Below are 11,970 nucleotides of genomic sequence, written 5' to 3'. Positions count from 1 at the left end.
CTGCCTCTTTCACCAAGGAATCATGGAAACCTCCAGCATGGAACATCGGGAAGTTGTGGTTATCGGGGCGGGCCCCGCCGGCGCGGTCGCTGCGGCGCTGCTGAAACGGCAGGGACATGACGTGCTCATGCTGGAACGCCAGCAGTTCCCCCGGTTCTCCATCGGCGAAAGCCTGCTGGCGCACTGCCTGGAATTCGTGGAAGAGGCCGGCATGCTGCCCGCCGTCCAGGCCGCGGGCTTCCAGGTCAAGAATGGCGCCGCGTTCGCCTGCGGCGACGCCTACACGTACTTCGACTTCCGCGACAAGTTCACCGCCGGGCCGGGCACGACCTTCCAGGTACAGCGCGCGCATTTCGACAAGGTGCTGGCGGACGACGCCGCGCGCCAGGGCGTCGAGGTGCGCTATCAGCAGGAAGTCACCGCCGCGGACTTCGGCAGCGCCGGGCCCTTGCTGGACGTGCGCCGCGCGGACGGCAGCGCCTACCAGGTCAAGAGCCAGTTCGTGCTGGACGCCAGCGGTTACGGCCGCGTGCTGGCCCGTCTGCTGGACCTGGAACGCCCGTCCGGCCTGCCGCCCCGCAAGGCCATCTTCACGCACATCGAAGACCGCATCGACGATCCGGGCTTTGACCGCGAGAAGATCCTGATCACGGTTCACCCTGAACAACGCGGCATCTGGTATTGGCTGATTCCCTTCTCCAACGGCCGCTGCTCGTTCGGCGTGGTGGGCGGCGATGACCTTTTTGGCGGCCCCGGCGAGGACCTGATGACCACGTTGCGCGCCATGGCCGATGCCGCGCCCAACCTGAAGCGCGTCTTGAAGAACGCCGTCTGGGACACTCCGGCCAACACCATCGGCGGATACTCCGCCAGCGTCACCCGCCTGCACGGCCCCGGCTTCGCCCTCTTGGGCAACGCCGCGGAGTTCCTGGATCCGGTGTTCTCGTCCGGCGTCACCATCGCGCTGCGCTCGTCCAAGCTGGCCGCGGACGCCTTGCACCGGCAACTGGGCGGCGCGCAGGTGGACTGGCAAGCCGAGTTCGCCGACCCGCTGATGATCGGCGTGGAAACCTTCCGCGCGTATGTGCAGGGCTGGTACACCGGCGAATTCCAGGACGTCGTCTTCTATCAGCAGGCGCAACCGGAAATCCGCCGCATGATCAGCTCCATCCTGGCCGGCTACGCCTGGGACACGGCCAATCCCTTCGTCGCCAACCCGCAGCGCCGCCTGCGCATGCTGAGCGAGCTGTGCCGCAGCGGCGACAGGCTCGCCCAGCCCGCCTGACCCCGCCATGACCGCCCATCCCGCCTCCTTCCTGTCTGCCTGCCGCGCCCTGGCGATGACGCTGGCCTTGCTGGCCCTGGCCGGCTGCGCGGGCGCGCCGCCCCTGCCCGCGCGCGACGCCGGCTTTTCGCTGCCGCGCCAGTTGCACGTGGTGCAGGCCGCGCCGGGCCAGCCCGCCCAGGACCTGCTGCTGGTGGTCCAGCGCGAAGACGCCGCCTTGCGGTGGTCGCTGTTCGACCCCATGGGCGTGCCGCAGGCGCGCCAGATGCTGGAGCGCGGGCAATGGCGCAACGATGGTTTCATGCGGCCCAATGCGCAGGCGCGCGATCTGTTCGCGGCGCTGATGTTTGCCTGGACCCCGCAGGCCGAGCTTGACGCAGCCTACGGCCAGGCGTCGTGGCGCGCGGCCTCGCAAGGCGGCGCCACGCAACGTCTGCTGCTCGATGGCGGCAAGGTGCGCTGGACGGTCACCTATCCCGCGGACTCGCAGAGCCAGGCGTTGTCGATCGGCAGCGCCAGCGGCGTGACGTGGCGCATCACCCCACTGAAGGAGCAGCCATGACGACCTGGCTTGGCACTCCCGGCATCGTCTGCGCGCTGGGTGCTGGCGTGGACGCCGTCGGCCGCGCCGCTTTCGCGGGCGACACGAGCGGCATGCGCGCCCAGGACGGCTGGGTGAACGGCCGCACACTGACGCAGGGCGCCGTCACCGCCGCGCTGCCGCCGGCGCCCCCGCAGATGCCCGTGCATCACCACAGCCGCAATAACCAGTTGCTGCTTGCGGCGGCCCTCCAGATCGAGGACCGGCTGCGCGGCGCCATCGCCCGGTACGGCACCGCGCGGGTCGCGGTGGTGCTGGGCACCAGCACGTCCGGCGTGAACGACAATGCGCCCGCGTTCCGCCATCTGCGCGCGCACGGCGCATGGCCGGACGACTACGACTACCGCAGGCAGGCCCTGTCCTCGCCCGCCGCCTTCCTTGCGGACTGGCTGGGCGTGACGGGGCCGGCCTACACCCTGTCCACCGCATGCACCTCCAGCGCCCGCGCCCTGCTGTCGGCGCGCAGGCTGTTGCAGCTGGGCCTGTGCGACGCAGTGATCTGCGGCGGCGCCGACACGCTCTGCCGCCTGACCATCAATGGCTTCGCGACGCTCGAAGCGGTGGACGAAGCGCTGTGCGCGCCCTTCTCGGCCCATCGCCGCGGCATCAACATCGGCGAAGCCGGCGTGCTGTTCCTGATGGAACGCGATCCAGCCGATGCCAACGCCGTGGCGCTCTTGGGCGGCGGCGCCAGCTCCGACGCCTGGCACATGTCCGCGCCCGACCCGACCGGCGAAGGCGCGCGCCGGGCCATGCAGTCCGCGCTGCAATCGGCCAGCGTGGACGCCGCCAGCATTGGCTGGCTCAACCTGCACGGCACCGGCACGCCGCACAACGACGCCATGGAAAGCCACGCCACGCACGCGGTGTTTCCGAACGGCGTGCCCTGCGCGTCGACCAAGGCGCTGACCGGCCACACGCTGGGCGCGGCCGGCGCCCTGGAAGCCGCGCTGGCCTGGATCACGCTGTCCGCCGCCAACACGCAGGGCGCGCTGATGCCCCATGTGTGGGATGGCCAACCGGATCCGGCGCTGCCCGCGCTGGACTTCAGCACGTCCGCGCACCGCTACCCGGCGGGCCGGCGGCGGCTCGCCATGAGCAACTCGTTCGCCTTCGGCGGCAACAATGCCAGCCTGGTGCTGGGAGGCCAGCCATGACGACGTGGCCCATTGCCAGCCTGCTGCCGCACGCAGGCGACATGATCCTGCTCGACGCAGTCACCCACCATGACGCGGACAGCCTTACCGCCCAGGCCGTCGTGCGGCCGGGCCCCTACTCGCTGCCCGACGGCTCGCTGCCGCCCTGGCTCGGCATGGAACTGATGGCGCAGGCCGTCGGCGCCTGGGCGGGTTGCCAGGCCCGCCAGGCCAACGAAGCCGTCAAGCTCGGCTTCCTGCTTGGCACGCGTCGCTACGAATGCCACGACGCATCGTTGCCCGCCGGCGCCGCCCTCACCATCCACGTCGAACGCGGCCTGATCGACGCCAGCGGCATGAGCGTCTTCGAATGCGAACTGCGCGAGGGCACGCGCGTGCTGGCCCAAGCCCGGCTCAACGTCTATCAGCCCAGCGACCCCAACACCCTTATGCAGGAACAAGCCCCCCAATGAGCGCCGACCCCATTCTCGTCACTGGCTCGAGCCGCGGCATCGGCCGCGCCATCGCGCTGGCCCTGGCCGACGCGGGCCACGATCTGGTGCTGCATTGCCGCCAACAGCGCGCGCAGGCCGAGGCCGTCCAGGCCGAGGTGCAGGCCCGTGGCCGCCAGGCCCGCATCCTTCAGTTCGACGTGGCCGACCGCGCGCAGTGCGCCGCGGTGCTGCAGGCAGACGTCGACGCGCACGGCGCGTATTACGGCGTGGTGCTCAATGCCGGTCTGACGCGCGATGGCGCGTTCCCCGCCCTGACGGGCGATGATTGGGACCAGGTGCTGCGGACCAACCTGGACGGTTTCTACAACGTGATGAGCCCGCTGGCGATGCCCATGATCCGCCGCCGCGCGGCGGGCCGCGTGGTGTGCATGACCTCGGTCTCCGGATTGGTCGGCAACCGCGGACAGGTCAACTACAGCGCCTCGAAGGCCGGCCTCATCGGCGCCGCCAAGGCGCTGGCCGTGGAACTGGCCAAACGCCACATCACCGTCAACTGCGTGGCGCCCGGTCTGATCGATACGGACATGATCGACGAGCAGGTGCCGGTCGAGGAAATCCTGAAGGCCATCCCGGCGCAGCGCATGGGCCGGCCCGAAGAGGTGGCCGCGACCGTGGCATTCCTGATGTCGCCCGGCGCCGCGTACATCACGCGCCAGGTCATCGCCGTAAACGGAGGACTTTGCTGATGAAACGCGTCGTTGTCACCGGCATGGCCGGCATCAGCGCCCTGGGATCGGAATGGCAGGCCATCCAGCAGGCTTTCCAGGAGGGCCGCAGCGCCATTCGCGTCATGCCCGACTGGTCGCGCTACACGGAACTGAACACCCGTCTGGGGGGCCCGGTCGAAAACTTCCAGCCGCCCTCGCACTGGACGCGCAAGCAGTTGCGCAGCATGGGCCGGGTGTCGCAGCTGGCGGTGCGCGCCGCCGAAAACGCCCTGGCCGACGCCGGCCTGCTGGGCGAGCGCAGCATCACCGACGGGCGCATGGGCGTGGCCTGCGGATCGTCGGTCGGCAGCACCGCCGAAATCCGCGCCTTCGGCAACATGCTGCTCAACGGCGTGACGGATGACCTGAACGCCAATTCCTACGTGCGCATGATGCCGCACACCACCGCGGCCAACATCGGCATCTTCTTCGAACTGAAGGGCCGGATCATCCCGACCTCCAGCGCCTGCACGTCCGGCAGCCAGGGCATCGGCTACGCCTACGAGGCCATCCGCTACGGCCGCCAGGACCTGATGCTGGCGGGCGGCGCCGAAGAACTGTGCCCCAGCGAGGCGCTGGTGTTCGACGCGCTGTACGCAACCAGCCAGAAGAACGACACGCCGGAACTGACGCCCCGCCCCTACGACCGCGACCGCGACGGACTGGTCATTGGCGAAGGCAGCGGCATGCTGGTCCTCGAATCGCTGGAACACGCCCAGGCCCGCGGCGCGCGCATCCACGCCGAGATCGTGGGCTTTGGCAGCAATTCGGACGGCACGCACATCACCCGGCCCGAAGCGGCCACCATGCGCATCGCGATGGAAATGGCGCTGGCCGACGCCGGCCTGCCGCCCGAGGCAATCGGCTACGTGAACGGGCACGGCACCGCGACCGAACAGGGCGACGTGGCCGAAACGCAGGCGACTTCCGGCCTCTTTGGCAGCCGCATGCCGATCAGCTCGCAGAAAAGCTACCTGGGCCACACGCTGGGCGCCTGCGGCGCGCTGGAATCGTGGTTCAGCATCGAGATGCTCAGGCACGACTGGTACGCGCCCACGCTGAATCTGCAGAATGTCGATCCGTTATGCGGCGAGCTCGATTATCTGGACGGAGACGGCCGGCGCATGAGCAACGAATACGTGATGAACAACAACTTTGCGTTCGGCGGCATCAACACGTCCCTGATCTTCAAGCGCTGGCCCTGACGCGGGCCAGCGCCGCTGGTACCGCTTTCCCGCTTTTCCAACGTCTCATCAAGGAATGCAAGTCATGACCCTCCATTGCAAGCTCGCTGGCGCGCTGGCCGTGTCCTTTGCCCTGACCGCCCCGGTCCTGGCCGCGGATCGCACCGTCCACCTGCCCCTCGCGGCCGCCGTCAAGGCCGCGCAGGACGCCGGCAAGATCGACGGCAGCGTAAAGTTCTACCTGGCGGGCACGGGGCCCAAGGGCAAGGTGCTGGAGGCCGGCGTGGTCACCAACCGCAAGACGAACGCCTTTGCCAAGAAGGACGAAGAGGCTTGCGTGTGGGTGGCCCAGTCCGCCGTGATCGCGCTGCATGAAGCCGCGAAGAAGGCCGGCGCCAATGCCGTCACCAATATCGTCAGCTACTACCGCAAGAACGAATACCGCAGCACCACCGATTACGAGTGCCACGCCGGCGCCATGGTGGCAGGCGTCGCGCTGCGCGGCGACCTCGCCACGGTGAAGTAAGCGCAACGGGCCGGGGCCGCCCGGTGCGCCCCGGCCCGGTTTACACTTCCCGATTACCGCAACACCACAAAGGTTTACCGATGAGCACTGCTACGCTCAAGACCCGCCTGTCTGACGCCGTCAAGGACGCGATGCGCGCCAAGGCCACCGAGCGCCTGACCACGCTGCGATTCCTGCTGGCTGCCGTCAAGCAGAAGGAAGTGGACGAACGCCGCGATCTGTCCGACGCCGAAATCACCGCCATCATCGAAAAGCAGGTCAAGCAGCGCCGCGAGTCCATCGCCGCCTTCGAGCAGGCTGGCCGCACGGAAACCGCCGAGCAGGAAAAGGGCGAACTCGCCGTGCTGCAGGAATTCCTGCCCCAGGCCGCGACGCCCGAGGAAGTGGCTGCCGCCATCGACGCCGCGCTGGCGGAAGTAGCCGCGCAAGGCGTGACGGGCGCGCCCGCGATGGGCAAGGTAATGGCGATCCTCAAACAAAACCTGGCCGGCCGCGCCGACATGACGGCGCTGTCGCAGCAAGTGAAAGCCCGCCTCGCAAGCTAAAACGCCCCCCCAAACAGATCCGGCTGGCGCGACTGCTCCGCCGGGTCTGCGAAGTTGCTCATCCCCACCCCCGCCAGCCGGTACAGCGTGTCCGGCGGCAGGTCGACCCGTTCGCATAGCAGCCGAGCCAACGCGGCCAGTTCCAGGGCGGATGCGGGCGGCTGCGCGCAGGTCTGGCTGCGCGTCAGGATCCGGAAGCGGTCGGTCTTCAGCTTGAGCACCACCGTGCGTCCCAAGGCGCCCTTCTTCAGCGCCTGATCCCACACTTTTTCCGCCATGCGGTCCAGCGCGTCTCCCACGGCGTCCAGCCGGACATCGTTGGAAAACGTGGTTTCCGCGGACACCTGTTGCAGCGGCTGGTCCGTCTGCACCTCGCGTTCGTCGATGCCGCGCGCCAGTTCATACAGGCGCCGGCCGTAGCGGCCGAAATAGTGCTCAAGTTCCTGCGCGCTGTGCGTCGCCAGGTCGCCCACCGTCTGGATTCCAAGCTGCTCCAGCCGCGCCTGCGTGACCTTGCCCACGCCCGGCACCTTGCGCACCGGCAAGGCCTCCAGAAACGCCAGCACCTTGTTGGGCCGCACCACGAACAGCCCATCGGGCTTGTTCCAGTCAGACGCGATCTTGGCCAGGAACTTGTTTGGCGCCACGCCCGCCGACGCGGTCAGGCCGGTTTCCTCGCGGATCTGCTGGCGGATCACCTGCGCCACCTCGGTGGCCGATGGCAGCCCGCATTTGTTGACCGTGACGTCCAGGTAGGCTTCGTCCAGCGACAAGGGTTCGATCAGGTCGGTATGGCGGGCGAAGATCTGCCGCACCTGGCGCGACACGTCGCGGTAGCGGTTGAAATCGGGCGGCACGTAGATCGCGTGCGGGCAAAGGCGTTCGGCCTTGATGGCCGACATCGCGGAATGGATGCCGTAGCGCCGCGCCTCGTACGAGGCCGCGCACACGACCGAGCGCGGGCCCGTCCAGGCCACGACCACCGGCTTGCCACGCAGGTCGGGGTTGTCGCGCTGCTCCACGGATGCATAGAAAGCATCCATATCCACATGCACGATCTTGCGCGCGGACTGCGCGGGCGCCTGCCCCGTCATGGCCTCAATCCCGTGGCAAAAACATATATTATGACCGGCGACAATTCGCTATCCCTTCTTGCCCCCGACGGATCCATGACTGCACCCGCCCGCGCCAACACCGACTACTTCGGCCTGACCATTCCTTTCATGAGTTTCATCGGCCTGGTGCCGGAAAGCATCGCGCCCGCTTACGCCCGCACGACGCTGCCGTGGCGCGAAGACTTGACCAACAGCCGCGGCGATGTGCACGGCGGCACGCTGATGAGCGTGCTGGACTTCACCCTGAGCGCCGCCGCCCGCGGCTCGGCCGACGCCACCGAAGGCATGGCCACCATCGACATGAACACCACGTTCCTGTCGCCCGCCACCGGCGATCTGGTCATCGAGGCGCGGTGCCTGCGCCGCGGCGCTTCCATCGCCTTCTGCGAGGGCGACATCCGCCGCACTGACGGCGAACTGGTGGCTCGCGCCACCGCCACCTTCAAGATCATCCGCCGCCGTCCGGGCGGCGACTGACCTTACCAGGCTCCCTGTCCTACCTGGGCAGGTCGCGCGACGGCTTGACGGGCGGACGCGGATCCAGCGGCATGTACGTGCTGCACGACACCAGCCCGTAGTACACCGCGTCCTGCATGGCGCGCATCGCGGCGGCATCCCACGTGCCCTTGCCCCACATCACGACGCGCACGTCCGTGGACTTCGGGCCCAGCGACTTCAGGTCCACGCGCGACATTTCGCGATCAGAGTACGGCGCCAGCACGCGCACCACACCGGTTTGCGCGCTTTCGTTCAGGTCGGACACGACACGGTAGGCGTTGTCGGTGCTGCGCAGGCAGGCGTTGGACTGGCGGATGACCGCATCGTAGGCGTCCTTGAACGCCACCGGCGCCTTGAATTCGCTGTGCGGCGACGCGCTGTCCGGCGAAATGCCGAGCGAGCAGCCGGCCAGCCCCAGGGCCAGCGCCGAGGCCGCGACCAGATTCCTGTACATGTAAATCTCCAGAAGAATTGCCGCGATTATCCCGCAAACCGCCTGGCGGCATAAGTGGGGCCGGTTCGACACCCCTTGCGCGGCTATGGCATTATCGACCGGCCATTGCAACGCGGATCGACATCACGGAGGTTTCCCTTGTTCTCATTCCTGCGCACCGTCCTGGCGGCCGGCATTGTCGGCGCCTCATTGGGTGCCTGCGCCACGCAGCCGCCTCCTCGCGCCTATCCCCTGAAAGATTTCTTCCGCAACCCGGATCGCGGCTTTTTCCGGCTCTCGGACGACGGCCAGACGCTCTCGTTCATGCAGCCGACCAGCGTGGACGGCAATCCGGCCCGCATGAACATCTATGTGCAGCCCCTGCAAGGCAGCGAGCTCGTCGGCGAGCCGCGCCAACTGACGCGCGAGACCGCGCGCGACATCAGCGCCTACTTCTGGAAAGGCGCGGACGTGGTGCTGTACCAGAAGGATTTTGGCGGTGACGAGAACTTCCACGTCCTGGCCGTCAATGCCAAGACCGGCACGATCACCGACCTGACGCCCTACGAGGGCGTGCGCGCCGGCATCGAAGACGACCTGGAAGACGATCCCGACCACGTGCTGATCAGTCACAACCAGCGCGACCCCGAAGTCTTCGACGTCTACCGCGTCAACGTCCACACCGGCGCGGCCGTGCTGGTGGCGCAGAACCCGGGCAACATTGTCGGCTGGCAGACCGACCACGCCGGCAAGGTGCGCGCCGCCGTCGCCAGCGACGGGCTGAACACCACCCTGCTCTACCGCGACGACGAAGCCTCCGACTTCCGCCCCCTCATCACCACCGATTACCGCACCAGCGTCAGCCCCGCGTTCTTCACGTTCGACGACAAGAAGTTCTACGCGCTCAGCAACCGCGGCCGCGACAAGCTTTCGCTCGTCGTCATTGACCCGGCCACGCCGGACGTTGAAGACGTCATCTTCACGCCCGATGCGGTCGACCTGGACGGCGCGGCATTCTCGCGCAAGCGCCGCGTGCTGACCGTCGCGTCCTACCAGACCGACAAGCCGCAATACAAATTCTTCGACGCCGAAACCGAAGCGCTGTACAAGACCCTCGCCGAGCGCCTGCCCGGCTACGACGTCGTCCTGCAGGGCGGCAACCGCGACGAAAACAAGTTCATCGTCGCCGCCTACAACGACCGCACGCCCGGTTCGCGCTACATCTATGACGCGGTGGCCGGCACGCTGACCAAGCTGGCGGACCTGAATCCGGCGATCCCCGAGGCCGACATGTCGCGGGTGCAGCCCATCAGCTACCAAAGCCGCGACGGCCGCACCATCCACGGCTACCTGACGCTGCCTGCGGGCCGCACGCCCAAGAACCTGGCTTGCGTGGTCAACCCGCACGGCGGCCCCTGGGCCCGCGACGGCTGGGGCTACAACCCCGAAGTGCAATTCCTGGCCAACCGCGGATTCTGCGTCCTGCAGATGAACTTCCGCGGCTCCACCGGCTACGGCCGCGACTTCTGGGAAGCGGGCTTCGGACAATGGGGCCTGGCGATGCAGGACGACATCACCGATGGCGTCGAATGGCTGGTCAAGCAAGGCATCGCCGATCCCAAGCGCATCGGCATCTATGGCGCCAGCTACGGCGGCTACGCCACGCTGGCCGGCGTGGCCTTCACGCCGGACCTGTACGCCGCGGCGGTCGACTACGTGGGCGTGTCCAACCTCTTTACGTTCATGAAGTCGATTCCGCCCTACTGGAAGCCGATGCTGGACAAGATGCAGGACATGGTGGGCGACCCGGTGCGGGACCGCGACCGCCTGACCGCCACGTCGCCGGCGCTGCATGCGGACAAGATCCGCACGCCGCTATTCGTGGCGCAAGGCGCCAAGGATCCGCGCGTGAACAAGGACGAGAGCGATCAGATGGTGTCGGCGCTCAAGGCTCGCGGCGTCGATGTGGAATACATGGTCAAGGACAACGAAGGCCACGGCTTTCACAACGACGAGAACAAGTTCGAGTTCTACGAGGCCATGGAGAAGTTCCTGACGGAACACCTCAAGCCGTAGTGCCCGCGGCTTCGGCCTCCAGGGCATTCGTGGCGGCGGCCGGCTGGCCGCCGCCTGCCCGAACCATCCCCCGGCCGCTCCAGGCCATTTCCACCCGGTCGCGCCCCTGTTCCTTGGCCCGATACAACGCCACATCGGCCCGCGCCAGGATCACGTCGGCGCTATCGCCGGGCTGGTAGGACGCCAGCCCCCCGCTCGTGGTCATCTGCACTTCCAACCCCTGCAGGTAAAGCGGCATGTCGCGCAAGGCGTCGCAAACGCGCTGCGCTTGCACCAGCGCGCTCGCCGGATCACAGTCGTACATCAGCAGCACGAATTCCTCGCCGCCCATGCGTCCGAAGCGGTCGCTCGACCGGACCGCGTTCTGCACCACGCGCGCGAAGTGCCGCAGCGCGGTGTCGCCGCCCGCGTGCCCGTAGCGGTCGTTGATGGATTTGAAATGGTCGATGTCCAGCACCAGCACCGCCAGCTTCCCGCCGCTGCGCTCGCAGCGTTGCAGCTCGCGTTCCAGCTCGTCCAGGATGCTGCGCCGCGAGTAGGCCTGCGTCAGGCTGTCGAACGTCAGCGCGGCCTGCATCTTTTCCGCCTGGCTGGACTGGATCATAAAGAGCAGCGCCAGAAACAGCCCCGGCACCGTGACGGAGCCGCACACGATGAAGAACAGGCCCCACGCCGACGGCTGCAGCAGCGACACCGGCGCTTCCACGCCCGCGCCGTAGACATACACGCGCAGCGCGTGCAATCCCACCAGCCCGAAGAAGGCCAGCAGCAGGTAGAGCACGACGCCTTCGGTCTGGATGCGCCGCCGCTGCCGGAAGATGACCCAGCCCGTTGCCGCCATCAGCACGCAGGTGTAGCCGGAATACAGCATCATTCGCGACAGCAGGCTGTCGTTGCGATACAGCAGCAGTGCAAAGCCAAACGTGCACAGCGAGCACAACACGGTCGTGCGCAGGATGTGCGGATGCAAGCCGAAGAACTGTCGCACGCCGATGTACACCAGCGCGGCGGACACAGCCCAGGCCGCGTTGGACACCATCACATAGGCCGCGGGCGGCATCATCTCGGCGCACGCGTAGGCCAGCATCGACAGCACGGCCAGCGCATTGGCCGCCATGAACGCGGGCACGCCTTCGACGCCGCGGCCATGAAATGGCAGCAGCAGCGGCAACGCCAGCGCCGTGGCGAGTCCCCACATCAGGAAAAACAAGCTAGTCGTCATGGTTGTTCCGGCTCAGGCCTTCTGGGCCTGCCCCGCCGTTGGGAATTGCAGTTGCACTGGGTTCGCAATAGATAACGCGTTACACGTCAGCATTTTTGATGCTTTTTGTTACCAGAACGACAAAATG

At 67.5% G+C, this 11,970-nt stretch carries 13 protein-coding genes; 10 read left to right on the top strand and 3 right to left on the bottom strand.

Annotated elements, in window-relative coordinates; all coding sequences use genetic code 11:
• The first annotated feature begins 22 nt into the window (after nucleotides 1–22).
• The 8 genes from ASD87_RS01075 to ASD87_RS01040 all read left to right on the top strand — a co-directional run bounded on the left by ASD87_RS01075 (nucleotide 23) and on the right by ASD87_RS01040 (nucleotide 6,499).
• Entirely contained in the window at nucleotides 23–1,285 is a 1,263-nt protein-coding gene (locus tag ASD87_RS01075) for an NAD(P)/FAD-dependent oxidoreductase (protein WP_056316003.1), read from the top strand.
• A gap of 7 nt (nucleotides 1,286–1,292) precedes the next feature.
• Nucleotides 1,293–1,847, top strand: coding sequence for a DUF3261 domain-containing protein (locus ASD87_RS01070; protein WP_056316002.1), 555 nt, complete (start codon nucleotides 1,293–1,295; stop codon nucleotides 1,845–1,847).
• Nucleotides 1,844–3,043 (top strand): beta-ketoacyl-[acyl-carrier-protein] synthase family protein, encoded by a 1,200-nt coding sequence (locus ASD87_RS01065; RefSeq protein WP_056316001.1) that lies wholly within the window; start codon nucleotides 1,844–1,846, stop codon nucleotides 3,041–3,043. Before ASD87_RS01070 ends, ASD87_RS01065 begins: the two co-directional genes overlap by 4 nt.
• Nucleotides 3,040–3,495, top strand: a complete 456-nt coding sequence (locus ASD87_RS01060; RefSeq protein WP_056315998.1) for a hotdog family protein — start codon at nucleotides 3,040–3,042, stop codon at nucleotides 3,493–3,495. The genes ASD87_RS01065 and ASD87_RS01060 overlap by 4 nt, the downstream gene beginning before the upstream one ends.
• The gene (fabG, locus tag ASD87_RS01055; RefSeq protein ID WP_056315995.1) at nucleotides 3,492–4,223 is read left to right on the top strand and encodes a 3-oxoacyl-ACP reductase FabG; all 732 of its coding nucleotides are present in this window, start codon (nucleotides 3,492–3,494) and stop codon (nucleotides 4,221–4,223) included. Before ASD87_RS01060 ends, fabG begins: the two co-directional genes overlap by 4 nt.
• Nucleotides 4,223–5,449 (top strand): beta-ketoacyl-ACP synthase, encoded by a 1,227-nt coding sequence (locus ASD87_RS01050; protein WP_056315992.1) that lies wholly within the window; start codon nucleotides 4,223–4,225, stop codon nucleotides 5,447–5,449. Before fabG ends, ASD87_RS01050 begins: the two co-directional genes overlap by 1 nt.
• Before the next feature lie 64 nt (nucleotides 5,450–5,513).
• Complete coding sequence (locus ASD87_RS01045) at nucleotides 5,514–5,954, top strand: excinuclease (RefSeq protein ID WP_082586165.1); 441 nt, start codon at nucleotides 5,514–5,516, stop codon at nucleotides 5,952–5,954.
• Between the two features lie 80 nt (nucleotides 5,955–6,034).
• Nucleotides 6,035–6,499, top strand: a complete 465-nt coding sequence (locus tag ASD87_RS01040) for a GatB/YqeY domain-containing protein (protein WP_056315985.1) — start codon at nucleotides 6,035–6,037, stop codon at nucleotides 6,497–6,499.
• Here ASD87_RS01040 and dinB read toward each other — a convergent pair.
• Entirely contained in the window at nucleotides 6,496–7,593 is a 1,098-nt protein-coding gene (gene dinB / locus ASD87_RS01035) for a DNA polymerase IV (RefSeq protein WP_056315984.1), read from the bottom strand. The genes ASD87_RS01040 and dinB overlap by 4 nt on opposite strands.
• A gap of 75 nt (nucleotides 7,594–7,668) precedes the next feature.
• Between dinB and ASD87_RS01030 the strand changes: the two genes are divergently transcribed.
• Nucleotides 7,669–8,091 (top strand): PaaI family thioesterase, encoded by a 423-nt coding sequence (locus ASD87_RS01030; RefSeq protein WP_056318610.1) that lies wholly within the window; start codon nucleotides 7,669–7,671, stop codon nucleotides 8,089–8,091.
• Nucleotides 8,092–8,110: 19 nt separating this feature from the next.
• On the opposite strand, the gene ASD87_RS01025 is transcribed toward ASD87_RS01030, so the two are convergent.
• A complete protein-coding gene (locus ASD87_RS01025) occupies nucleotides 8,111–8,566 on the bottom strand; it encodes a BPTD_2524 family lipoprotein (RefSeq protein ID WP_056315981.1) in 456 nt (151 codons plus the stop codon).
• Between the two features lie 138 nt (nucleotides 8,567–8,704).
• Here ASD87_RS01025 and ASD87_RS01020 point away from each other — a divergent pair, with 138 nt between their 5' ends.
• Nucleotides 8,705–10,621, top strand: a complete 1,917-nt coding sequence (locus ASD87_RS01020) for a S9 family peptidase (protein ID WP_056315978.1) — start codon at nucleotides 8,705–8,707, stop codon at nucleotides 10,619–10,621.
• Here ASD87_RS01020 and ASD87_RS01015 read toward each other — a convergent pair.
• Complete coding sequence (locus tag ASD87_RS01015; RefSeq protein WP_056315975.1) at nucleotides 10,611–11,843, bottom strand: GGDEF domain-containing protein; 1,233 nt, start codon at nucleotides 11,841–11,843, stop codon at nucleotides 10,611–10,613. The two genes, ASD87_RS01020 and ASD87_RS01015, sit on opposite strands and share 11 nt — an antisense overlap.
• Nucleotides 11,844–11,970 lie beyond the last annotated feature (127 nt).

The sequence above is a fragment of the Achromobacter sp. Root170 genome (assembly GCF_001428165.1).
GTDB lineage: Bacteria > Pseudomonadota > Gammaproteobacteria > Burkholderiales > Burkholderiaceae_B > Achromobacter > Achromobacter mucicolens.
Note: the sequence above shows the minus strand (reverse complement) of the source record. Positions and strands in the feature narration are given on the sequence as shown.